The organism is Shimia sediminis (assembly GCF_003990645.1).
GTDB lineage: Bacteria > Pseudomonadota > Alphaproteobacteria > Rhodobacterales > Rhodobacteraceae > Shimia > Shimia sediminis.
Window position 1 is genome coordinate 1 of sequence record NZ_RYZK01000015.1, and the last position, 21,071, is coordinate 21,071.

The window sequence follows — 21,071 nt, forward strand, 5'->3', positions numbered from 1 at the left end:
CCATGGTCAACGTGACCGATGGTGCCGATGTTGCAGTGCGGTTTGCTCCGCTCAAACTTTTCCTTAGCCATGTGAGGCGCCTTCCATCTAGAAATTTAGGACCCGATGGGCCCGGACGTATGTCTACCGCGCGCGACATATTGGGTTGCGGGACAAAAATCAAGCGCGACTTGTGCGAAGCGTGGTTATTCGCCGAGGTTGTCGCGACGGGCCTGCGCCAGCCGCTCATCCTTGTTGTCTTTCCAACATTTTGCCAGCTGTTCAGCGGTGGCGTTGTCGGTCAAACAGGCCCGGTTATCATACAGCCAGTCTTCGATCTGTTTGGCGACATTGTAGCTCAGATTCGCCATCTGCTCTTGTGCCGACAACGTATAGCCTGTGCCCACCAGAGAACCGCCCGAGACGGTCTCTAGCACGATGAAGTCCTTAGGTTCTTCGTTGAACTTGCCGCCTGCGCGATCGTCCCAGGCCGTGACCGAGATCCCCAGCACGGACTTGGGCGACATCAACAGTGGTACGCCGGGCTGTGCGAGCACGTAGCCCCCGACGTTCACGCCAAGGTGTACGAGGCGGTCGCCCTCGTAACGTCCCAGCCGTGCATCAATCGCCGCCTTCACCGCCGATTTCCATTGCTCTGCACTGGCTTCGCGCGACAGTGGCCCTTTGACGATTTCAGGCGCCACCACGATATTGTGGCCCAAAACAAAGTCTCCCAAATCCCGCTGCGGATCACTCACTTCGGCCGTTGGCACGGCGCAGGCAACCAGCGCCCATAGGGCAGTCAGCAGAATCGCGATACGGAACATATGCTCGGGTCCTCAAAAACCAGTCTTATCCGGGCAATACCGCATGTTAGGTGCCCCTGCAACGACAACGCGATTTGTCAGCGATTTGTCGGGGCGGCTGCGCCCACCTATGTTGTCAGGGAACGGAGGAAATCATGCACGAGTCATCGCTGCCCGCCTATGTCCCCTTTGCCACCGAGCCCCTGGGAATTCTGGGATCGCTCAAGGCCGCGCGCCGCAACCTTCTGGAGATCCTGCCGGAACTGGCCGTGCGTCAGCCCATGGTCTCGGGCAAGACCGGCATTCGCTGGCATATGGTGATGGATCCCGACGCCATTCGCCGCGTGTTGCTGGAAAAGGTTGACGACTATCCCAAGTCGCGCGCCACCAAGAACATCCTGCGTCCGGCCATCGGCGACAGCCTGTTTGTTGCGGAAGGCGCGCACTGGCGCTGGCAGCGCCGCGCCGCGGCCCCGGTGTTCTCGCATCGCAATGTGCAGGCCCTGGCGCCGATCATGACCGCCGCCGCGGAACGCAGTGTGGAGCGGATCGCATCGGCTGGTGATCGTGCCATTGATGTGCTGGACGAAACCGTGCGTACCACGTTTGATGTGATTGCCGAGGTGACCTTTTCCGGAGAGGGGTCATTTGACCCCGATGCGGTGCACCGCGCGATTGATTCCTATATTGCCGCCGCCGGGCGTATTTCGCTGATGGACATGTTGGGGTTTCCCGATTGGCTGCCCCGCCCGTCCCGCATGTTCTCGGGGCCGGTTGTGAAACAGATGAAATCGGTGGCCGATGAAGCCATCGAAGCCCGCCGCCACCGGGGGGCGGGTGATATCCCAGATCTGCTGGATCTCTTGCTGGCAGGCGTTGACCCGGAAACTCAGCGCCGCATGAACACCTCGGAACTGCGCGACAATCTCTTGACCTTTATCGTGGCGGGTCATGAGACCACTGCCCTGACACTGGCCTGGTCGCTCTATCTCTGTGCCTTTGATCAAGATGTGCAGGCACGCGCGCGCGCAGAGATCGCAGCCGTGGCAGGCGATGGCGCGATAACCGGCGAGATGGTGACCCAATTGCCCTACCTGCGCCAGATCGTGGATGAGGCTCTGAGGCTTTATCCCCCCGCCGGTATTTTGTCGCGCACCGCGCAACAAGAGGACCGTCTCTGTGGCCGCGAGATCCGGCGCGGCGACACAGTGATGATCCCGGTCTACGCCCTGCATCGCCACCACCAGCTCTGGGAGGACCCAAACGCCTTTCGGCCCGAACGCTTTGCCAACCGCGATGCGATCAATCGCTATGCTTATCTGCCGTTTGGCGATGGTCCGCGCATCTGCATTGGGGCCAGTTTCGCCATCCAAGAGGCCGTGCTGATTTTGGCGGTACTGCTCAAACGGTTCCGGTTCGACCTTGTCGAGGGGCGCCCGCCTGAGCCCGTGATGATCCTGACCCTGCGCCCCGACACCGGTGTCTGGCTGACGGCTGAGGCGCTTTAGCCCCCTGCCCGCGCGCCTCGCGCGGGCCACGCCCAACCGGGAACATCCCATCTGTGATGGGGTGGTTCCGGGCGGGAGCCCTACCTGTCGCAGATAGTCTGCAGAGCCCGCCATTCCGAAGGGGTCAGAATGTCGACATGGCGAAAATCGCGTGGGGTCGCGGCATGGGCGGCCTCGATGCGTTCGCTCATGCGCGGATGACTGAGGAAATGCGACTTGACCCCCTGGGCATCGCCATAGGCCTGCAACATGCGTTCGAACATGTCGGCGATGGCCGAAGGTGCGATGCCGCTGTCCTGTAAAACCCCATAAGCAAAGGTGTCCGCGTCGGTTTCCGCCTGCTGGCTGTACTGCGCCGCGATCAGCTGTTCGGTCAGGAACAGCACCAGAGCGCCCCCGGCAAAGTCGCCAAACAAAAGCCCCAGAACGCCGATTGATCCGGCGGACCGCAAGGCATGGCGCGTCGGATCACGGCTGACGACGTGACCGATCTCGTGGGCAAAGACCGCTGCGACCTCTTCTGCGCTTTCGGCCTGTTCGATCAGGCCCCGCATGAACACCACATGCCCACCGGGCAACGCAAAGGCATTGATCATCTCGTGATCCAGAACATGCACCTTGAGCGGGACCGGTAAGTCCGTTGCGCGTGACAGTTTTTGCTGCATCTTGCGCAGCGCTGCCATGCCTTCGGGGGCCTCGCAGAACGGCAAGGGGCGCAACCCGCTTTGGTCCAGAGCGGAGCGAATACTATCGAGGGTCGTTTCGCCCAGCGCCTGTTCCCCTTCGGGCGGGATGAACTCGGCCAGCTGGTCCGCCATGAGCGGCACCAACACCAGAATAATCAGGGCAACCGAAGCCACCGCCCCAAACGCCCAGGCCATGAGGTGGGAACGTTTGATGTCGGTGGTACGTTTTTTCAGAGCCGGAAACCGCTGCGCCAGAACACGGTCCTTGGTGAAGAGACGCGCCAGCGGGTCATCACCCCGCCGCAAAACCAACCCTTTTACCCCTGCCTGATCCGGCACCAGTCTGATGACACCCAGAGGCCAGCTCTGCGATACATCTTCACCCGAAATGTGCAGAGCCTCGGTGGTCTCGTCGATCCTGAGTGTCACCGGATGCGCGCGCGCTGTCTCGCCATCAAAGTACCGCCCGTCGGCGTCGGGCGCTTTTTCACGTGGCACCACGGGAATGATCGTCGTCATATTGCGGCCCCCACATCCAGAGCTTCGGCAAATCCTTCGGCCTGCGAAGAGTCATCGCGCGGGCGCTGAGAAATCCCGTCGATGGCATCGGGATCCAGCACGGTCAGGGTCTCGGCAAAGTGCCGCCACAGCGGCATGGTGACAAAGGCGTGCCGCATCGAGGACCAGATCAGGAACATCGAAAAGTAGGACACCACGCCCAGAACGATCAAGGCGCCGCGTGGGATATCGTCAAGCGTAAACGCGTTCAGGCTGATTTCTGGAAAGATCGAAAAGAACCGCGCGAACACCAACCCAATCGGAACCAGCAGGACGGAGGACGCCAATGACGTCAGCCCATATCCCAACGTGTAGATCCAGAACACACGCCAGACCCTGGGCGCGGCCTGAAAGCGAATGGAGCCTGCCTGCTTCAGGCTGGTCAATCTCTGCCAGGTGCGGGCGCGATAAAAGGCCACGGCGTAAACCAGCCAAATCGGAAAGGCGAGAATGGCCAGCCCCGCAGCCTCGACCCCCAACGCGACCAATCCGGCGAGCACACCCCCGGCAAGGGCCAAAAGAAACAGGTGTCGCAGCGGGTGGTACAACGTTGTCCATTTCCCGGATTGCTCGAACTTCTGATCGCCAAACCATGTCCGGTCCGTGCGGTACTTCTCGAGCCAGAACACCATGCGTGGCCAGAGAATGCCAAGGGACAGGATGGACAGCCCCCAATGCACCAATGCACGCCACGCATACCCCCAGGCGCCGGGCTCCAGCCCAAAGCGGATACCACGCCATCGCGTGCGGGCCAGAACATAACGACGCGCCCGGTAAGAGGCATAGAACCACAGCGGCACGACCCCGACAAAGCTGAGCAGATAGGCTGCGAAATTGCCCTGAAACAAGGAAAAGCTGGCAAACATCAGCAAAAGGTTCACCACGCCGATGTAAAAGGCGAGAAACACAACGGCGATCAGGAAGCCCAGCAGCTTCTCCAGCGGATCACCAACATACTCGCCCGGCGTGCCGTCCAAACGCACCGAAGACCAGTACCATCGACGCAGACGTGTCTTCATCCAGAATCGGTATATTCCCAGCGTCAGAATGGTCAGAATACTGGTACGCACCGAGAGCCAGAACACCCGCCCGCGCCGACCGATAAAACCACCCTGCAAAGCCCTGACGCCTTCATCCAGAACGACGTTTTGTGGTGTGTGTGAGCCTGATCTGTTCGGAGAATACGTTTCGACCGCATCCGGATCACGCGCGGCATCCCACGGGTTCGAAGGTACATGCGAGGGTTTAGGGGGCGTGTCGTCAGTCACGTGTCGGTCCAGAACAAAAAAACCGCCCCTCAAATTGGGGGCGGCTTTAGCTTAACACCAAGTCATCGGTCAGGTGAACTTGTGATTGCGCGGGAAACCATAAGGGGGCTTTTTCCCGACCCCGGCGCGCTTGCCAACCCAGTCGGACATATCGGGTTCGTGGCGGGTCTTGCCGCCGCCCATCTCCCATTTCAGCCCCTCTTCGAGGTTGAAGGTGGTGAGATCGGACAACCCGCCATCCAACTCCAGCGTGCCCTGACGGCCACGGGCCATGTTGTATTTCTGGATGCGCACACCCTTGCCGCGTCCCATCTCGGGCAGTTCCGTCACCGGGAACACCAGGAACTTGCCGTTCTCTGACACCACGGCCACGTGGTCTCCGGCGACCGGAATACAGATCTTGGCCTTGTTGCCGTCTTTGACGTTCAACACCTGTTTGCCGTTGCGGGTCTGGGCAATCACGTCTTTTTCCGGAACCACAAAACCATCGCCCGCCGTCGAGGCGACAAGCAATCTGCGTTCAGGATCGTGGATCAGAATATCGATAATTTCGGCCTCGTTCGGCAGGTCCACCATCAGGCGCAGCGGCTCGCCCATGCCCCGCCCGCCGGGCAAGTTGGCCGCGCTGAGCGTGTAGAACCGGCCATTGGTCCCAAAGACCAGCAGGCGGTCTGTGGTCTCGGCATGGAAGACAAAGCGCGGGCCATCGCCGTCCTTGAACTTTAGCTCGCGGGTCAGGTCGATATGGCCCGACATGGCGCGAATCCAACCCATTTGCGAGCAGACAACCGTGATCGGTTCCTTGTCGATCATCGCCTCGAGCGGCACGTCTTCGACCTCGCCAGCTTCGGCAAACACAGTACGGCGAGCGCCGCCTTCGTAGTCTTTGCCAAACAGCTTTTTGGCTTCTTTCAACTGGTCGCCAATGCGATCCCATTGAAGGTCTTCGCTTTCCAGCAGATCTTCGAGTTCGGCGCGTTCGGCCATCAACTCTTCCTGCTCGCGGATCAGTTCCAGTTCCTCAAGACGACGCAAAGACCGCAAACGCATGTTGAGGATGGCTTCGGCTTGAACCTCGGTCAGCTCTCCGGCGCCTTCGGCGGCAGGCAGAGGCGAGCGATAGTCATGTTCCGACGTCGCGCGCACATGGTCGCGGCCCCAGTCTTCGGCCATCAAAGCCTGTTTCGGAGCGTCATCGTAGCGGATGATATCAATCACGCGGTCGAGGTTCAGAAAGGCAATGATAAAGCCTTCGAGCACCTCAAGACGGTGGTCGATCTTTTCCATGCGGTGCATGGAGCGGCGGATCAACACCTCGCGACGGAAATCGAGGAAGGCGCGCAGCACCTCTTTCATGCTGCAAACCTTGGGCGTCACCCCGTCGATCAGCACGTTCATGTTCAGGCTGAACCGTACTTCGAGATCGCTGTTGCGATACATCATGCCCATCAGAACCTCGGGATCGACGTTCTTTGAGCGCGGCTCAAGCACCATGCGAATGTCATCGGCGCTTTCGTCGCGGATGTCGGCAAGGATCGGGATTTTCTTGGTCTGGATCAGCTCCGCGATCTTTTCGATCAGCTTGGATTTCTGAACCTGATAGGGAATTTCGGTCACGACGATCTGCCATTGGCCGCGGCCGAGATCCTCGATCTCGTACTTGCAGCGCAGCCGGAAACCGCCTTTTCCCGTGCGATAGGCCTGAGCGATCTGCTCCCTGGGTTCCACGATGACACCACCCGTGGGAAAATCCGGGCCGGGGACGTAATTCAAGAGCGTGTCGTCGCGCACGTCCGGCGTCTTGATCATGTGCAGGCAGGCGTCACACAGCTCCGAGATATTGTGCGGCGGGATATTCGTCGCCATGCCCACCGCGATACCGCTGGCGCCATTGGCCAAGAGGTTCGGGAACGACGCCGGCATGACCACAGGCTCGGTCAGGGTGCCATCATAGTTCTCGCGAAAATCGACCGCGTTTTCATTCAACCCTTCGAGCAGGGCTTCGGCAACCGGGGTCATGCGAGCCTCGGTATATCGGGCCGCCGCCGGGTTATCGCCGTCGATGTTGCCAAAATTGCCCTGGCCGTCGACGAGCGGATAGCGGACGTTAAAGTCCTGCGCCAGACGCGCCATCGCATCATAGATCGCGGCATCCCCGTGCGGGTGATAGTTGCCCATCACGTCACCGGAAATCTTGGCCGATTTTCGGAAGCCGCCATTCGAGGCCAGTTTCAACTCGCGCATGGCATACAAGATGCGCCGGTGCACGGGCTTTAACCCGTCGCGGGCATCGGGCAGCGCACGGTGCATGATCGTGGAGAGCGCATAGGTCAGATAGCGGTCGCCAATGGCGCGACGCAGCGGTTCAGTCACTTCTCCGAGGGGGGTGTCGTCATCGATCAGGTCAGTCATGCGCTTGGTGTATCCAATGGACAGGGAACGGTAAAGCGAGCGAGGGGGAAAAGGGGCGGATTTTTTCCATTAAGCAATTTGAGCCGATTTGTGATAAGTTAACAGCGTATTTTTGGAACCTTTGATACGTGCGTGTTGTGTGAACGGGAGTTTTCCCAATGAAGAAGTTTGTGCTGCTAAGCCTTATTTTCATGGGCTGGGCCTTTTACGAGATGAGCGGCGGCAAGGATTTTGCCCCCGAAGAACCCGCCAGAATCGCCAAGTACCAGGCGCTGGAAGCCGAACGGCAAGCAGCCGTGCGCGAGGCCGAACGCGCCCGAAAAGCCGAAATCGCCGAAAAAGCCCGCCAACGCGAAGCAGAACGGGCTGCGATGCAGGTCGCTTCGCTCGATCTGGCGGCAACCGGGGCTGCATTAGAGCAGGCCTCGTTCACCACGACTCCGGCTTTGGCGCGACGTCAAAGCTTGTTTTCTACCCCAACGCCAACCCCGAATGCAGAACGCGCGGCAATTGGGCCTGACCCGTCTTCTGTCGACGTACAAGCCGCTGCCGCCGTTGCCACACCCGAGCCCCCGAAAGACCTGCGGACCGTGCGCGGCAGCCGCGTCAACATGCGCGGTGGTCCGGGGACAAACTATAGCGTCCTGGCAAGGCTAAAGCGCGGTGACGAAGTGATGGTTCTGCGCGATCCCGGTAATGGGTGGGTCAAGCTGCAGGTCATCGAAAGTGGCAGGATCGGCTGGATGTCTGCCCGGTTGCTGATCAAGGCCGAATAACACACCAAAGTCAGCGTTGCCCTGCCGCGTATTTCGCCCTAGCTAAGGAACCGGGGCAAAAAGGGCGCACAAATGGCAGGCAAAACTCTCCTTATCACCGGATGTTCTTCGGGCATCGGATATGACGCCGCGCATGGCATGCGCGCCCGTGGCTGGCGGGTGTTTGCCTCTTGCCGTCAGGAAGAGGATTGCGTCCGCCTGCGCGCCGAAGGTTTTGAAAGCCCACGCATAGATTATGCGGATTCCGACAGCATCCATGCGGGCCTGGCCGAGGTGCTCGCGGCCACGGGCGGAACGCTGGATGCGCTGTTCAACAATGGAGCCCACGGATTGCCGGGGGCGGTCGAAGACCTGCCGACCAACGGCCTGCGCGAAATCTTTGAAAGCAATGTCTTTGGCTGGCACGAGCTTACCCGCGCCGTGATCCCCGTGATGCGGGCACAAGGACACGGCAGGATCGTTCAGAACTCATCTGTCCTGGGGTTTGTCACCTACCCCTGGCGTGGGGCTTATGTGGCCACAAAACACGCCATCGAAGGGCTGACGGATACACTGCGAATCGAGATGCGTGACACCCCGATCAAGGTGATCCTGATCCAACCGGGACCGATCGGGACAAAGATCAGGATCAATTCGATCCCGCATTTCGAACGCTGGATCGACTGGGAGAATTCAGCGCGGGCCGAACAATACCGCGGCGGGCTGCTCAAGCGTCTCTACGACACACCCAAGGGGCCCGATCCCTTTGAGCTGAGGCCCGAAGCGGTGACCAACAAGCTCGCGCATGCACTGGAGTCGCGGAACCCGCACCCAAGATACTTTGTGACAACCCCAACCTACATCTCGAACCTGGCCCGCCGCCTGTTTTCCACAAGAATTCTGGACTGGTTCATTGCCAAAGGCTGAATCGCTGTTATTTCCCCTGCAAGCGGCCTAAACACACAGACATGACGCCAATCGGAGACGAATCATGAATCCTTCCGGTCTTGCCAATGACCCTTTGTTCTGGGTCGTCGCTGCTGTCACGCTGGGCGTGGCGGCCATTTTGATGGTCGGAATTGGCGGTTTTGCCAAGGGTGGTGACTTTAACCGCAAACATGCCAACAAAATCATGCGCTGGCGGATCGCAGCACAGGCTGTGGCCGTGGCCCTGATCCTGCTGTTTGTCTGGCTGCGTCGCGGAGGATAATCACGTGGTTGTTTTGAACAAGATCTATACCCGTACCGGCGACAAGGGCACCACGGCGCTGGGTAACGGGGACCGTGTTGCGAAACACGACGCGCGCGTCAACGCCTATGGAACTTCTGACGAGCTGAACGCCACGGTCGGCGTCGCGCGCCTGCATGCTTCGGGCGATATGGACGTGTGGCTTTCTGCCATACAGAACGATCTGTTTGATCTTGGCGCTGACCTCTGTCGGCCCGACCTTAGCAAGGATGCCACATCAGAATACCCCCCGCTCCGCATGGTTGAGAGCCAGGTAAAGCGCCTGGAAACCGAGATTGACGCCATGAACGCCGATCTCGAGCCGTTGCGCAGTTTCATTCTGCCCGGTGGGTCGGCCCTGGCGGCGCACCTTCACGTGTGCCGCACCGTTGCACGGCGGGCCGAACGGCTGGCGACAGAGCTTGCCGGAGTGGCTGAGGTGAACGTCCACGCGGTGACCTATCTCAACCGGCTGTCCGACTGGTTCTTTGTCGCGGCGCGGGTGGCCAATGACGGCGGTAAGGCGGATGTTTTGTGGGTGCCCGGCGCGAATCGATAGTGCGGCGACCTATTTGTACCGCGCAAATTCGTCCCTCAGCGCGACAGGCTCAATTGTCCCGCCAGAGCGCAAAAACTTGCGGCGGCGCCAGAGCGCGTTTGGGTAGCGATCTGTCAGGCGCACCTGAACAAGGCGTTTGATCTTGAACCACCAGGGTTCCATCTCGAACCGTTCTTTGTGGCCCGGATCCTGTTTACGCTGACCGCCGATTACTGATTTTGGCAAGCCTGCCCGGTCGGCATTGCACAGGAACATGCCCTGTACGCAGATCGCAGGAAACAACTGCCACATGCGCCAGCCCTTGCGCGGCGTGAACATCTCCAGGTCAAGGCCCATGTTGTAGCTTTTGGACTCGTCCAGCAGCCGTTTGGCACCCTTTCTGGACAGCAGGTATGCTGCAGAACTGTAGGAGACATTGTTGATGCTTTTCAGGGTGAGCGCACCACAGGGCTGTGCCGGACCAAGACGTTGGCGTGAGGGAATTCCATCAAGCTTGATCAGGTCAAAGTCCTTGGCATGCGCACAGACCTCATCCAGCACCTCTTTGAAATCCGGAGAGAAAACCACGTCGTCTTCGAAAATGACCGCGTGCTCAAGATCGCAGTCGAGCATGTGTTGCCAGGCCTTCCTGTGGCTTTCCCAACAGGCGATTTCTGTAGGGTCCAAGGCGTAGCACAACGAGGACGGCCCGCGTTTGAAACCGTTGCGAATACTGTCCGTTCTGGAATCCAACGCCGGCACGCGTTCAGTTGTGTCGGCTAGCCCCGCTTTTTCAAGGCAGGCCCACATATAGGCCGCCCGATCCTTGGCCCGATCCAGGTTGATGAAAAAGATATATGGGCCGCTCATGACAAGATGCCTTTTGCACAGGTGTCAGGCCTGCTGGTGTAGCAGACCCGGGGCCGGTACGAAAACACCTGAATGGGCGGATATCAGCGGCCTTTGAACACCGGCTTTTGCTTTGTCAGAAAGGCGGCAATCGCGTTTCCGGAATCTTCGGAATTGGCGCATTTCATCTGAAATTCGCTTTCCAGCAAGGCGATCTGATCGTGGCTCGAGGTATGAGCCGCCCGCATGATCTGTTTGCTGTAAGCCAGGCTCAGAGGCGCGCGCTCGGCAAGTGTCGCTGCCCAGGTCTGCGCCTCGGCCAAAACTGTCTCATCCGGGGCAAGCCTGTTGACGATGCCCAGATCAAGACTGGTCGCGGCGTCAATGTGCTCGGCTTCGGCAATGGCTGCAAAGGCCCGTTTCGACCCCATATGCTGCAACAAAAGCCAGCTCAGGCCACCGTCCGGCACCAAGCCAATGTTGGTAAAGGGCACAAAGCACGTCGCGCCCTCTGCCATGATCGCAAGGTCACAGGTCAGGGCAATTGACAGGCCAACGCCGCCCGCGACGCCATTGATCGCGGCGATGTAGATTTTGTCGCTTTTTGAAATACCATCAAGGATCGGTTTGTAGTCGCGGACCGAAATGTCGAACATGCCCTTTTTGGTCACGAAATCGCCGAGCTCTTTCAGGTCTGTGCCAGACGTAAAGGAATTGCCCGAACCAGTCAGGACCACAACCCGTACGGCACTGTCCTGCTCGGCTTTGGCCTGCGCGTCTCGGATGGCCATGCGCAAGGCGTGGTTCATGGCATTCATGGCTTTGGCACGGTTCAACTGGATCGTCGCGACATGGCCATCGACAGAATAGTTCACCAGGGCTTCGTCAGTCATATCGGTCTCCTGTTTTCTGAAGTGCCATAAAACACTGCAAAACCCTGCCCCGCCTAGCCCCCAGTCGGCACGACGTTGGGGAACTTACGCCTGCCCTGACGTCAGTTAAATTTCCCCTGCGGCAACATTCCTGCAAAATTTTGTCCTCAAATCCTGAAACGCGACGTCGCCAGACTGTGACGTGACGATTTTGCGCTGTTTTACGAGCGCGCAAGAATATATCACGTGCGGGAGAGCAAATCGCCGAGTCGTTTCACGGCTCATCCATATTAAGGAGTCTAACGCTTATGAAGGTACTTGTGCCTGTGAAGCGCGTGATTGACTACAACGTGAAGGTCCGGGTTAAGGCGGACGGGAGCGGAGTTGATCTCGCCAACGTGAAAATGTCGATGAACCCGTTCGACGAGATTGCCGTCGAAGAAGCCATCCGCCTGAAGGAAGCCGGCAAGGCTGATGAGGTTGTTGCGGTTTCGATCGGTGTGAAGCAAGCCCAGGAGACCCTGCGTACGGCGCTGGCGATGGGGGCGGACCGCGCCATTCTGGTTGTGGCGGCGGACGACGTGCACACTGACATCGAGCCTCTGGCGGTTGCCAAGATCCTGGCCAAGATTGTCGAAGAAGAAGAGCCCGGCATCGTTCTGGCGGGCAAGCAGGCGATCGACAACGACATGAACGCCACCGGTCAGATGCTGTCGGCGCTCCTGGGCTGGTCGCAGGGCACCTTTGCCTCTGAGCTGGACATCGATGGCGACAAGGCCGTTGTGACCCGCGAAGTGGACGGCGGTCTGCAGACCATCAACGTGACGATGCCGACCATCATCACCGTCGATTTGCGCCTGAACGAGCCGCGGTATGCGTCGCTGCCGAACATCATGAAGGCCAAGAAAAAGCCGCTGGATGAGAAGACCGCCGCCGATTACGGCGTCGACGTCACCCCGCGTCTGGAAATCGTTTCGACCACGGAACCCGAAGCCCGCGCTGCGGGCATCGTGGTTGGGTCGGTCGACGAGCTGGTAGAGAAACTCAAAGAAGCGGGGGCTGTGTAATGGCTGTTCTTCTTCTCGCAGAAGTCAACAACGGCGAACTGGCGATGGACGCCACCGCCAAGGCTGTCACCGCCGCGAAATCGCTGGGTGATGTGACTGTTCTGGCCGCGGGTGGCTCTGCCGCCGCCGCCGGTGAGGCCGCCGCACAGATCGACGGCGTGGCCCGCGTTCTGGTTGCCGAGGATGACTCGCTGGGTCATCGCCTCGCGGAATCAACCGCCGCGCTGATCGTCAGCCTGGCAGGGGATTATGAACATATCGTTGCCCCCGCCACCACCGACGCCAAGAACGTGATGCCCCGCGTCGCGGCGCTGTTGGACGTGATGGTGATCTCGGACGCCACCGCGGTTGTCGATGGCAACACCTTCGAGCGCCCGATCTACGCCGGCAACGCCAACCAGACCGTGCGCTCATCGGATGCGAAAAAGGTCATCACCTTCCGCACCTCGACCTTTGACGCGGCGGGGACCGGTGGCTCGGCCTCGGTTGAGACCGTCTCGGCAGCCGCCAACCCCGGCCTGTCAAGCTGGGTCGAAGACAAGGTTGCCGCAAGCGACCGGCCCGAGCTGACCTCGGCTGGCGTTGTTGTGTCCGGTGGTCGTGGCGTCGGCTCGGAAGAGGACTTCAAACTGATCGAAACCCTGGCCGACAAGCTGGGTGCCGCCGTTGGCGCCTCGCGCGCGGCCGTCGACTCGGGCTATGCGCCGAACGACTGGCAGGTGGGTCAGACCGGTAAGGTTGTTGCACCAGACCTCTACATCGCTGTCGGCATCTCGGGTGCAATCCAGCACCTGGCGGGCATGAAGGACTCCAAGGTCATCGTCGCGATCAACAAGGACGAAGAAGCCCCGATCTTCCAGGTCGCAGACTTCGGCCTCGTCGCCGACCTCTTCGCAGCCGTGCCAGAACTGACCGAAAAACTCGGCTAATCGCACCCTGCATTCCAAAATTGAAAAGGCCCGCCAACCGGCGGGCCTTTTTTATTGCAACCTCTTGATCAGGACATCCGCTGCCTCTTGATGTGCAGCCGCCCCCAACAGCCGGCGGGCGGCCACCTTTTCCATGTCGGAGAACACCATGCCGTCGGTGCCTTTCTCCAGGGCGTCAGGGCTGACCACAACCTCGATCACATCTTCGACCAGGGGTTGCAGCACATCAAGCATGGCACGATCCACAAAGACCGGATCGGGCCCAAGCCCAAGAAATCCGGGGTCTCCGCCAGGGGCTTGTGTTGAGAACCACAGGAGATAGGTGCGCCCTGGGATGCTGTTCAGCAACAGGCGCATCCGGGCGACCCAGGCTTGCTTCAGCTCATCTCGTAACATCGAGTAACGGTCTGGCGCGCGGGCACACAGGGTACCCAGCATATGACGCGTGAAATGAAACTCGGTGAAATCGATGTCCCGAAACACTGTCTTCATAACCGAACTGGCGTCCAGAAACCGGTCGTTTCGGCGCGGATGCACGCGATAGAACCGGTTCGACATATTGTGTGCGCCCATCACCTGAATGACCACTGTCTTGGCATTGCGCATAATCTCTAGTGATGTCGCGTCGCTTAAGAAGGCGTCAACACCCGCATTGATACACCCATAGTTCACACAGGTTGTGCCAGTCGCCTCTTCCACAAGCGCGGGAAAGGGGCTGAGTAGAAATTTGCCATAGGTCTCGGTCCCGCCGACAAACAGCGTGTAATCGCCGTCAAGGTCACGCTCAGGACCCCGAAAGATCAAACGGGAGTCTCCGTATCTGCACGGCATGTAGTCTAGGGCGCCGTTCCCCATTTTTTCATAGGACATGTTTCCCACCATCAATGTCTCACCCAAAGAGAGATTCGCCGAAATCTCTTTCAAAACCGTCAATGTTCGACCTTGTCTCAAGTTTTCAACGTCTGCGCCCCTTGCGGCCCCGTAACGCGCAGGCCTATTGTCGGACGACAGACAAAGGGACGAACCATGGAAATCAAAACGGTTGGAGTTGTGGGTGCAGGCCAGATGGGCAACGGGATTGCGCATGTTATGGCGCTTGCCGGGTATGATGTACTGCTGAACGACATCGACCAGGATGCACTGAACGCAGCCGTTACACGCATCGACAAGAACATGGCCCGGCAAGTGTCACGCGACCTGATTTCAGAGGCCGAGAAGTCCGATGCTTTGGCCCGGATCAAATCCACATTGCAGCTGCCTGACCTGGGGGGCACGGATTTGGTGATCGAGGCGGCCACCGAACGTGAAGAAATCAAGCACAAGATTTTTGATGCGCTTCTGCCCCACCTTCAGCCCCATACGATCTTGACCTCGAACACCTCCTCTATCTCGATCACGCGTCTGGCCAGCCGTACAGACCGTCCCGAACGGTTCATGGGGTTTCACTTCATGAACCCTGTGCCTTTGATGAAACTGGTTGAGCTGATCCGCGGCATTGCCACGGATGAAGAGACCTACCAGACTTGCCATAGCATTGTGGATCGCTTGAACAAAACCGCGGCCAGCGCCGAAGATTACCCTGCCTTTATCGTCAACCGCATCCTGATCCCGATGATCAACGAAGCCTGTTACGCGCTTTACGAAGGCGTTGGCAATGTGGCGTCGATTGACAACGCGATGAAGCTGGGCGCCAACCATCCTATGGGGCCACTGGAACTGGGCGATTTCATTGGGTTGGACACCTGCCTTGCGATCATGCACGTGCTGCACGACGGGCTTGCCGATACCAAGTATCGCCCCTGCCCGCTGCTCACGAAATATGTCGAGGCCGGATGGCTGGGACGCAAGACCAAGCGTGGCTTTTACGACTATCGCGGCGAAACGCCTGTACCGACCCGGTGATCACGAGCGCAGACCTTCTTGGCGCCAAAGGGCCAACATGCTTTTGGTTTTTTAGTTAGTTGATTGGCTCAGGCTTTTTGCCCGAGGCCAAGTGTGTGCTCCCGCAGCCAGGCCATAAAGCCACGCGGATCTTTGGCCAATGGGGCCATTTGTTCGTCCGTCAGCGGCTTACCGACGACTGGTGCCTGCGGCTTGTTGCAGGAGCGCACGATTTCATGCAGCAACAGGCCCTGGCGCAGGATCGGCGAAATCTGACAGGCAATCTGATAAGCCCGAGAGTTGCGCCCAGGGAAAAATATCGGAACAACCCGTGCCCCGGATTTGCGGATCATCTTGGCGGTGAAAACATTCCACTCGCGTTCGATCGGATCCCCCCACCAGCTGTCCGACGACATCACCACGCCCGAAGGGAACAGGGCAACAACGCCACCCTCGGCCAGATGAGTCATCGCGTTTGATCGCATTTCCACCATCTTGCGCTGAGCTTCGGGGTCATGTGGAAACGGCACCGGAATCATGAATGAGGTTGCCGCTTCATCCAATCCGGTGAGGACGGACCGGGTCAGAATTCGGTAATCCTGCCGCACGCGTCCAATCAGATCGGCAAAGATCATCCCGTCAACCATGCCATGGGGATGGTTGGCGACAACGATCACCGGACCCTCTTTGGGAATGTTGGCAAGCTGTTCTTCAGGGGTTTGCAACTCAATCCCCATGGTGTTCAGCGCACCACGCCAAAAGCGCTGACCGCGGTAATCTGCGTTGGTCTTTTCGAACTTGTTGACCATGCGCAGAATCGTGATCTTTCCTGTCAGCCATTCAATTGCCTTGATGGCGTTGGCAGTCCAGGGATCGTCAAAGCTGTTTGCATAGGTCAGGGTGCGTCGATCATAGATCTCGCCCTGTTCAACCTTTTCTGGCGATTCTTTTGCCAAAGTCTTCATCCTGACCGGAGCTTTTCGCCCCTCACATGCCTTCGCCAAAGTAGTCGGCTACCAGCGCTTCTATTGCGTCGGCCAGCGGTCCCGCATCGGGTCCGGAAGTCTGTACATCGATCATCGTGCCCTTGGACGCCGCCAGCATCAGCAATCCCATAATACTGTCTCCGCAGGCACTCAACCCATCCCTGCTCACTTCTGCTGTGGCATCAAAGCCTTCAACGACTTCAACCAGCTTGGCCGAGGCACGGGCATGGAGCCCCTTTTCATTAATGATCTTGAGCGAGCGGGTCACCAATTCGGTCATAAGTGTCAATCCGTATTAATATTCTGGCTGTCAATGTACTTGCGGCCCGCATCAAGCGCGGCGCGCACGGCGTCCGGTACGGACATGTGACGGCTCTTGGCCAGCTTGATCAGCATGGGCAGGTTGGCACCATAGACGATGCGGCGGTTTTCCGGACGGCAGGCCCTCAAGGACAGATTTGAAGGGGAGCCACCGAACATGTCGGTCACAACGACAACCCCATCCCCCGTGTCGACCGAATCGGCGGCGGCGCAAATCTCTTCCTGCTTGGCGCTTCGGTCGTGCTCGTTTTCGATTGTGATGGCCTGGATGCCATTCTGGCTGCCCACGACATGTTCAACGGCCGCAAGATACTCTTTGGCCAACCCGCCATGTGCCACAATCACGATACCGATCACTCTTGCGCGTCCTTTTCATCCGCCTGCGGTCCAACCGGCAGTTTCAGCTCTGCCCGACGGTCCAATTCGCGGTGCCTAATTGACACCTGCCAGCCCTGTTGTGCAAGGGCCTCAGACACTCTTTCGGCGCAAAAAACGCTGCGATGCTGCCCGCCGGTGCACCCAAAGCCTATGGAAAAATGCGAACGGCCCTCTTCGACATAGGCAGGCAGCAACGTCAGCACCATATCCAAGAGCCGTTCGTGAAACGGTCGAAAGCGCCGATCCTGCTCAACATACTGCGCGACTTCCGGGTCCAGACCATTCAGATGCCGCAAGTCAGCATTCCAATAAGGGTTTGTCAAAAAACGGCAGTCCAGAACCATGTCCACCCCCAAGGGCACACCACGTTTGTAGCTGAAGGACTGGATGGTCAGGCCCAGTTTCTGGGCGCCTTCCTTGGCAAACCAACGTTCGATCTCAGCCCGCAGGCCATGGGGCGTCAGCTCGGTCGTGTCGATCAGGATATCGGCGCGTGTGCGGATCGGGTGCAACAGATCCAGCTCGCGGGAAATCCCATCGGTCGGCGACTCTCCGGGCGCCATTGGGTGACGGCGGCGCGTCTCGGAATAGCGTCGCAGCAAGACATTGGGCGCGCAGTCGAGGTAAAGAAGCTCTGGTGAGAGCCCAGCCGTGGTTTCCAACATGTCCAGCGCGGACATCAATGCCTGTTGCGAAAAATCCCGGTTACGTACATCCAGCCCCAACGCCAAGGGACGGTCATGCCCGGGACCCGCGATCAGCCGATCCAGCAGACCGAGTGGCAGATTGTCGATTATCTCATAGCCGATGTCTTCCAGCGCTCGCAGGGCCGTTGAACGCCCGGCCCCAGAAGGGCCGGTCACGAGAACCAGCCTTGGCTGCGGTTGATTGAGGTTACGGCTCATGGGCTATGCCTTCCACATGCGAGCATTTGCATCAGGGCTGCTGGGAAATGTGGGGTCGCAACGCCCGCAAGCAAGGGGACCGATTGCCCCAGAACACGAAACAAGCGCTTCTCAGGGAGGCGATCACTCTCATTCTCATCCAGGCTGACCACCAACGCAACCGGCGCCGGCCCAACAGGGTCTGCCCGCAGTATACCAACACCGCGCGCCTCAATCAGCCCCGAAATAGCCTCGGGAACATCGGCAATCACTTGGTGGCCTTCGCGTGTCAGCCGGGTGCGGTCGTCGGCAACCAGCCCCGCGCCCAGCGCCATCAGCTGCAAGGCAAGCGATGACTTTCCACTGCCCGAGGCCCCCAGAATCAAAACCGCGCGGCCCTGATGGGCCACGCAGCTTGCATGCAGGATACAGTCAGCGTCCGGTGTCAATTGCCCAGAGTCGCCCGGATCCGGCACGCCTAGACCGGCAGACCAACGACAAAACGCGCACCCAGAGGATCGGATGTCGGGTCGGCGTCAGTGGGGCGAATGTTTTCAGCCCAGATCACGCCGCCGTGCGCTTCGACAATCTGTTTTGAAATTGCCAGACCCAGACCCGAGTTGTTGCCAAAGTCGTCCTCGGGGCGTTGCGAATAGAAGCGGTTGAAGATTTTGGAGAGTGCCTGATCCGGAATACCCGGACCTGTATCCTCAACCACAACCAAGACCCGGTTCTCACGGCGACGCGCCCAAATGCGGATGGCATCGCCGTCTTCACAGAAGCTGATGGCATTTGTGATAAGGTTCACGAAAACCTGTGCCAGCCGTGCCTCGAGACCCTGAATGTGGATGGCTGATTCCGGCAGATCGGCGATAAAATCAATGCCCTTCGACTTGGCATCCTCACCCAGATACTGGGCCAGATTGCCAATCATCTCGAGCAGGTTAAAGCGTTCTTCTTCTTCCTTCACCAGCTCACTATCAAGCCGGGAAGCGTTGGAGATATCGCTGACCAACCGGTCCAGGCGACGCACATCATGTTCAATCACATCCAGCAGCTTTTCGCGGTGCTCTTCCTTTTTGACCATGCGCAGCGATCCAACCGCGGACCGCAATGAGGCCAGTGGGTTCTTAATCTCATGCGCCACGTCAGCCGCGAACTGTTCGTTGCTGTCGATACGGTCATAAAGCGCCGACACCATGCCTCGCAAAGCGCCCGACAATCTTCCGATTTCGTCAGGGCGCGCCGTAAGGTCAGGAATACGAACCCGGCCAGGGTTCACAGTGCGCTGGTCATTGTCACGCCCAATTTCTGCCGCCGCGGCCAGATCTGACAGCGGGTTGGAAATGGTCGAGGCCAAAACCATCGACAAGCCAATGGAGACCACGGTCGCAATGGCAAACATCTGCAGCACGCGCTCGCGTTCGCTGCGCACCATCTGGTCCAGCTCACCGGCAGCGCTGGTCAGGACCACAACGCCGACGACGGTGCCGTTCTGCTCGAAGGGGGTTGCCACCGCAAACACGGTGCTGTCTTCCGGGCCACGAAGAGTTGTCAGGATTTCTTCGCCTTGTGCGGCTTTGCCAGACAGGATCGTCGCCTGCTCTGCCACGGTGGGCAAGCGCAGTTCAACAAGGTCTTCTTCGCCGGCGACCTTGCCCCAGATCCAGTTCATTGCCCCTGTCAGAGGCGTGCCGTCGGGTCGTTCTGCCAACCGTTTGGCCGCCTCGGCGCTTTCGGTTCCCTGCGCCATGCCCACCAAGGTTTCATTGGCATCAAAGACATACAGGAACGTGCCCTGGTTCATGGGGAGGTGGCCGAGCGTTGTGTCGACATCCACACCATCACCGGTTGCCAGATTGACAGGTGCCCCTGCAGGCATCTGCGCCTCGATGGCGCCCGCGATCAGCCGCGCTTCGGACATCAATCCAGCAGCCCGCTGCACCGCGAGGCTGTCGCGGGCAGAGTTCAGGTACAGGATTCCGGCCACCAGAACGCACAATGCGATCAGGTTGAAGGTGATGATCTTGCGTGTCAGTGGCGACTTAGACAGCGGCAAAAGGCGCCGCCGCTCGCGTCGCCCCCGCATCTCGTTTTCAACATTGGCTTCGGGCGCGACCCAATCGTCGCCCAAAACAACGTCGCCATCCCGCCCTTGGGCCATGTCGCGCACGTCTATCCTTTCGGCCAGAGCCATGTCACCGCTTACTCTTCGTTGTACCTATAGCCGATGCCATACAGCGTCTCAATTGCCGAAAAATTATCGTCGGCTGTGCGCATTTTCTTGCGCAAACGCTTGATGTGGCTGTCGATCGTCCGGTCGTCGACATAGACCTGATCGTCATAAGCGACATCCATCAACTGATCGCGGCTTTTCACGAAACCGGGCCGTTGTGCAAGCGCCTGAAGCAAGAGGAATTCCGTCACAGTCAATGTGACGTCATTGCCCTTCCAACTGACCGAGTGGCGCAGCGGGTCCATGACCAGATCACCGCGCTCCATCACCTTGGCGTCTTCGGTATCGCCAGTGATGGTGCCGTCCATTGCGTCCTGCCGGCGCAGCAGCGCCCGAATACGCTCGACCAGCAAACGCTGTGAGAAGGGTTTCTTGACGTAATCGTCCGCCCCCATGCGCAGGCCAAGCACCTCGTCGATCTCATCATCTTTCGAGGTCAGAAAGATAACCGGCATCGATGTTTTCTGGCGCAGGCGCTGCAGCAGATCCATGCCATCCATACGCGGCATCTTGATATCCAGAACGGCCATATCCGGCAGCTTCTTGTTGAAAGCATCCAGAGCTTGTTGGCCGTCATTGTAAGTCTCGACTTCAAAACCCTCTGCCTCGAGGGTCATGGAAACGGATGTGAGAATATTCCTGTCATCATCCACCAAAGCGATCTTCGACATTGGTATGAGTCCTTATACTGCTCTTATTTTATTGTCTGTTTTTCCGGCCATTATGAGCCTTTTGAGGGATTTAGATCAATCCCAAAGTGCGAATCATGCCTCAAACACCCCTCATTTCAGCCCGAATTCCCTTAGGAATGGCTAAAATGACTCACTCTTCTGCATACATTCCGGCCAATCTTTGCCGTGATGGCGCTAACTTCGACTTGGTTGCGCTAACTGCGCTAAAGCGTCCTGTTCTTTCACAGAAGCGTCATGT

Annotated in this window: 22 protein-coding genes and 1 pseudogene; 8 read left to right on the forward strand and 15 right to left on the reverse strand. The window is 58.8% G+C overall.

The window, feature by feature from the left end; all coding sequences use genetic code 11:
• Window positions 1-71, reverse strand: a pseudogene (locus EK369_RS22020) (GTP-binding protein); the annotation flags it as partial.
• Between the two features lie 114 nt (window positions 72-185).
• Window positions 186-806 (reverse strand): hypothetical protein, encoded by a 621-nt coding sequence (locus EK369_RS19870; protein WP_127116022.1) that lies wholly within the window; start codon window positions 804-806, stop codon window positions 186-188.
• Between the two features lie 134 nt (window positions 807-940).
• Here EK369_RS19870 and EK369_RS19875 point away from each other — a divergent pair, with 134 nt between their 5' ends.
• Window positions 941-2,293: a cytochrome P450 gene (locus tag EK369_RS19875; protein WP_127116023.1), complete on the forward strand. Its 1,353-nt coding sequence runs from the start codon at window positions 941-943 to the stop codon at window positions 2,291-2,293.
• Between the two features lie 80 nt (window positions 2,294-2,373).
• Here EK369_RS19875 and EK369_RS19880 read toward each other — a convergent pair whose 3' ends face one another.
• From EK369_RS19880 to EK369_RS19890, 3 genes are all read right to left on the reverse strand, one after another.
• Window positions 2,374-3,498 carry a M48 family metallopeptidase gene (locus tag EK369_RS19880; RefSeq protein ID WP_127116024.1) on the reverse strand — a complete coding sequence of 375 codons (1,125 nt, stop codon included), beginning with the start codon at window positions 3,496-3,498 and terminating at the stop codon, window positions 2,374-2,376.
• On the reverse strand, window positions 3,495-4,805 hold the full coding sequence (locus EK369_RS19885; RefSeq protein ID WP_235871497.1) for a YjgN family protein: 1,311 nt from the start codon (window positions 4,803-4,805) through the stop codon (window positions 3,495-3,497). Before EK369_RS19885 ends, EK369_RS19880 begins: the two co-directional genes overlap by 4 nt.
• Before the next feature lie 69 nt (window positions 4,806-4,874).
• Window positions 4,875-7,217 (reverse strand): DNA topoisomerase IV subunit A, encoded by a 2,343-nt coding sequence (locus EK369_RS19890; RefSeq protein ID WP_127116025.1) that lies wholly within the window; start codon window positions 7,215-7,217, stop codon window positions 4,875-4,877.
• A gap of 158 nt (window positions 7,218-7,375) precedes the next feature.
• Here EK369_RS19890 and EK369_RS19895 point away from each other — a divergent pair, with 158 nt between their 5' ends.
• From EK369_RS19895 to EK369_RS19910, 4 genes are all read left to right on the forward strand, one after another.
• On the forward strand, window positions 7,376-7,993 hold the full coding sequence (locus EK369_RS19895) for an SH3 domain-containing protein (RefSeq protein WP_127116026.1): 618 nt from the start codon (window positions 7,376-7,378) through the stop codon (window positions 7,991-7,993).
• A gap of 72 nt (window positions 7,994-8,065) precedes the next feature.
• Window positions 8,066-8,899 (forward strand): SDR family NAD(P)-dependent oxidoreductase, encoded by an 834-nt coding sequence (locus EK369_RS19900; RefSeq protein WP_127116027.1) that lies wholly within the window; start codon window positions 8,066-8,068, stop codon window positions 8,897-8,899.
• Window positions 8,900-8,963: 64 nt separating this feature from the next.
• Window positions 8,964-9,182, forward strand: a complete 219-nt coding sequence (locus tag EK369_RS19905; RefSeq protein ID WP_127116028.1) for a twin transmembrane helix small protein — start codon at window positions 8,964-8,966, stop codon at window positions 9,180-9,182.
• A 4-nt stretch (window positions 9,183-9,186) separates the two neighbouring features.
• The gene (locus tag EK369_RS19910) at window positions 9,187-9,759 is read left to right on the forward strand and encodes a cob(I)yrinic acid a,c-diamide adenosyltransferase (protein ID WP_127116029.1); all 573 of its coding nucleotides are present in this window, start codon (window positions 9,187-9,189) and stop codon (window positions 9,757-9,759) included.
• 9 nt (window positions 9,760-9,768) lie between these two features.
• Here EK369_RS19910 and EK369_RS19915 read toward each other — a convergent pair whose 3' ends face one another.
• The gene (locus tag EK369_RS19915; protein WP_127116030.1) at window positions 9,769-10,608 is read right to left on the reverse strand and encodes a glycosyltransferase family 25 protein; all 840 of its coding nucleotides are present in this window, start codon (window positions 10,606-10,608) and stop codon (window positions 9,769-9,771) included.
• Window positions 10,609-10,691: 83 nt separating this feature from the next.
• Window positions 10,692-11,480, reverse strand: coding sequence for an enoyl-CoA hydratase/isomerase family protein (locus EK369_RS19920; RefSeq protein ID WP_127116031.1), 789 nt, complete (start codon window positions 11,478-11,480; stop codon window positions 10,692-10,694).
• Between the two features lie 287 nt (window positions 11,481-11,767).
• Between EK369_RS19920 and EK369_RS19925 the strand changes: the two genes are divergently transcribed.
• Together EK369_RS19925 and EK369_RS19930 are read left to right on the forward strand one after the other, a co-directional pair.
• Window positions 11,768-12,526, forward strand: a complete 759-nt coding sequence (locus EK369_RS19925; protein WP_127116032.1) for an electron transfer flavoprotein subunit beta/FixA family protein — start codon at window positions 11,768-11,770, stop codon at window positions 12,524-12,526.
• Window positions 12,526-13,455 (forward strand): electron transfer flavoprotein subunit alpha/FixB family protein, encoded by a 930-nt coding sequence (locus tag EK369_RS19930; RefSeq protein ID WP_127116033.1) that lies wholly within the window; start codon window positions 12,526-12,528, stop codon window positions 13,453-13,455. The genes EK369_RS19925 and EK369_RS19930 overlap by 1 nt, the downstream gene beginning before the upstream one ends.
• A gap of 51 nt (window positions 13,456-13,506) precedes the next feature.
• Here EK369_RS19930 and EK369_RS19935 read toward each other — a convergent pair whose 3' ends face one another.
• On the reverse strand, window positions 13,507-14,325 hold the full coding sequence (locus tag EK369_RS19935; protein WP_127116034.1) for a DUF6473 family protein: 819 nt from the start codon (window positions 14,323-14,325) through the stop codon (window positions 13,507-13,509).
• A 156-nt stretch (window positions 14,326-14,481) separates the two neighbouring features.
• Between EK369_RS19935 and EK369_RS19940 the strand changes: the two genes are divergently transcribed.
• The gene (locus EK369_RS19940) at window positions 14,482-15,357 is read left to right on the forward strand and encodes a 3-hydroxybutyryl-CoA dehydrogenase (RefSeq protein WP_127116035.1); all 876 of its coding nucleotides are present in this window, start codon (window positions 14,482-14,484) and stop codon (window positions 15,355-15,357) included.
• Window positions 15,358-15,425: 68 nt separating this feature from the next.
• Here the strand turns inward: EK369_RS19940 and EK369_RS19945 are convergent, their stop codons facing one another.
• From EK369_RS19945 to EK369_RS19975, 7 genes are read right to left on the reverse strand one after another with little or no spacing between them, the layout of a single operon-like run.
• Window positions 15,426-16,301: a lysophospholipid acyltransferase family protein gene (locus tag EK369_RS19945; protein WP_127116036.1), complete on the reverse strand. Its 876-nt coding sequence runs from the start codon at window positions 16,299-16,301 to the stop codon at window positions 15,426-15,428.
• Between the two features lie 22 nt (window positions 16,302-16,323).
• Window positions 16,324-16,602, reverse strand: a complete 279-nt coding sequence (locus tag EK369_RS19950) for an HPr family phosphocarrier protein (RefSeq protein ID WP_438672170.1) — start codon at window positions 16,600-16,602, stop codon at window positions 16,324-16,326.
• Between the two features lie 5 nt (window positions 16,603-16,607).
• Window positions 16,608-17,000, reverse strand: coding sequence for a PTS sugar transporter subunit IIA (locus EK369_RS19955; protein WP_127116037.1), 393 nt, complete (start codon window positions 16,998-17,000; stop codon window positions 16,608-16,610).
• Window positions 16,997-17,926: an RNase adapter RapZ gene (gene rapZ / locus EK369_RS19960; RefSeq protein ID WP_127116038.1), complete on the reverse strand. Its 930-nt coding sequence runs from the start codon at window positions 17,924-17,926 to the stop codon at window positions 16,997-16,999. The genes EK369_RS19955 and rapZ overlap by 4 nt, the downstream gene beginning before the upstream one ends.
• Window positions 17,923-18,354, reverse strand: coding sequence for an HPr kinase/phosphorylase (locus EK369_RS19965; protein WP_127116039.1), 432 nt, complete (start codon window positions 18,352-18,354; stop codon window positions 17,923-17,925). The genes rapZ and EK369_RS19965 overlap by 4 nt, the downstream gene beginning before the upstream one ends.
• 29 nt (window positions 18,355-18,383) lie before the next feature.
• Window positions 18,384-20,102 (reverse strand): sensor histidine kinase, encoded by a 1,719-nt coding sequence (locus tag EK369_RS19970; protein WP_127116040.1) that lies wholly within the window; start codon window positions 20,100-20,102, stop codon window positions 18,384-18,386.
• A gap of 8 nt (window positions 20,103-20,110) precedes the next feature.
• Window positions 20,111-20,812 carry a response regulator transcription factor gene (locus tag EK369_RS19975; protein WP_127116041.1) on the reverse strand — a complete coding sequence of 234 codons (702 nt, stop codon included), beginning with the start codon at window positions 20,810-20,812 and terminating at the stop codon, window positions 20,111-20,113.
• Window positions 20,813-21,071: the final 259 nt, after the last annotated feature.

Bases quoted from the DNA above. Each gene is read 5' to 3' on its own strand.
- EK369_RS19870 (WP_127116022.1), bottom strand. From the start codon at position 806: ATGTTCCGTATCGCGATTCTGCTGACTGCCCTATGGGCGCTGGTTGCC.
- EK369_RS19925 (WP_127116032.1), top strand. From the start codon at position 11,768: ATGAAGGTACTTGTGCCTGTGAAGCGCGTGATTGACTACAACGTGAAG.
- EK369_RS19900 (WP_127116027.1), top strand. From the start codon at position 8,066: ATGGCAGGCAAAACTCTCCTTATCACCGGATGTTCTTCGGGCATCGGA.
- EK369_RS19895 (WP_127116026.1), top strand. From the start codon at position 7,376: ATGAAGAAGTTTGTGCTGCTAAGCCTTATTTTCATGGGCTGGGCCTTT.
- EK369_RS19935 (WP_127116034.1), bottom strand. From the start codon at position 14,325: ATGTCCTATGAAAAAATGGGGAACGGCGCCCTAGACTACATGCCGTGC.
- EK369_RS19920 (WP_127116031.1), bottom strand. From the start codon at position 11,480: ATGACTGACGAAGCCCTGGTGAACTATTCTGTCGATGGCCATGTCGCG.
- EK369_RS19940 (WP_127116035.1), top strand. From the start codon at position 14,482: ATGGAAATCAAAACGGTTGGAGTTGTGGGTGCAGGCCAGATGGGCAAC.
- EK369_RS19890 (WP_127116025.1), bottom strand. From the start codon at position 7,217: ATGACTGACCTGATCGATGACGACACCCCCCTCGGAGAAGTGACTGAA.
- EK369_RS19975 (WP_127116041.1), bottom strand. From the start codon at position 20,812: ATGTCGAAGATCGCTTTGGTGGATGATGACAGGAATATTCTCACATCC.
- EK369_RS19915 (WP_127116030.1), bottom strand. From the start codon at position 10,608: ATGAGCGGCCCATATATCTTTTTCATCAACCTGGATCGGGCCAAGGAT.
- EK369_RS19875 (WP_127116023.1), top strand. From the start codon at position 941: ATGCACGAGTCATCGCTGCCCGCCTATGTCCCCTTTGCCACCGAGCCC.
- EK369_RS19930 (WP_127116033.1), top strand. From the start codon at position 12,526: ATGGCTGTTCTTCTTCTCGCAGAAGTCAACAACGGCGAACTGGCGATG.
- EK369_RS19950 (WP_438672170.1), bottom strand. From the start codon at position 16,602: ATGACCGAATTGGTGACCCGCTCGCTCAAGATCATTAATGAAAAGGGG.
- rapZ (WP_127116038.1), bottom strand. From the start codon at position 17,926: ATGAGCCGTAACCTCAATCAACCGCAGCCAAGGCTGGTTCTCGTGACC.
- EK369_RS19905 (WP_127116028.1), top strand. From the start codon at position 8,964: ATGAATCCTTCCGGTCTTGCCAATGACCCTTTGTTCTGGGTCGTCGCT.
- EK369_RS19880 (WP_127116024.1), bottom strand. From the start codon at position 3,498: ATGACGACGATCATTCCCGTGGTGCCACGTGAAAAAGCGCCCGACGCC.
- EK369_RS19970 (WP_127116040.1), bottom strand. From the start codon at position 20,102: ATGGCTCTGGCCGAAAGGATAGACGTGCGCGACATGGCCCAAGGGCGG.
- EK369_RS19945 (WP_127116036.1), bottom strand. From the start codon at position 16,301: ATGAAGACTTTGGCAAAAGAATCGCCAGAAAAGGTTGAACAGGGCGAG.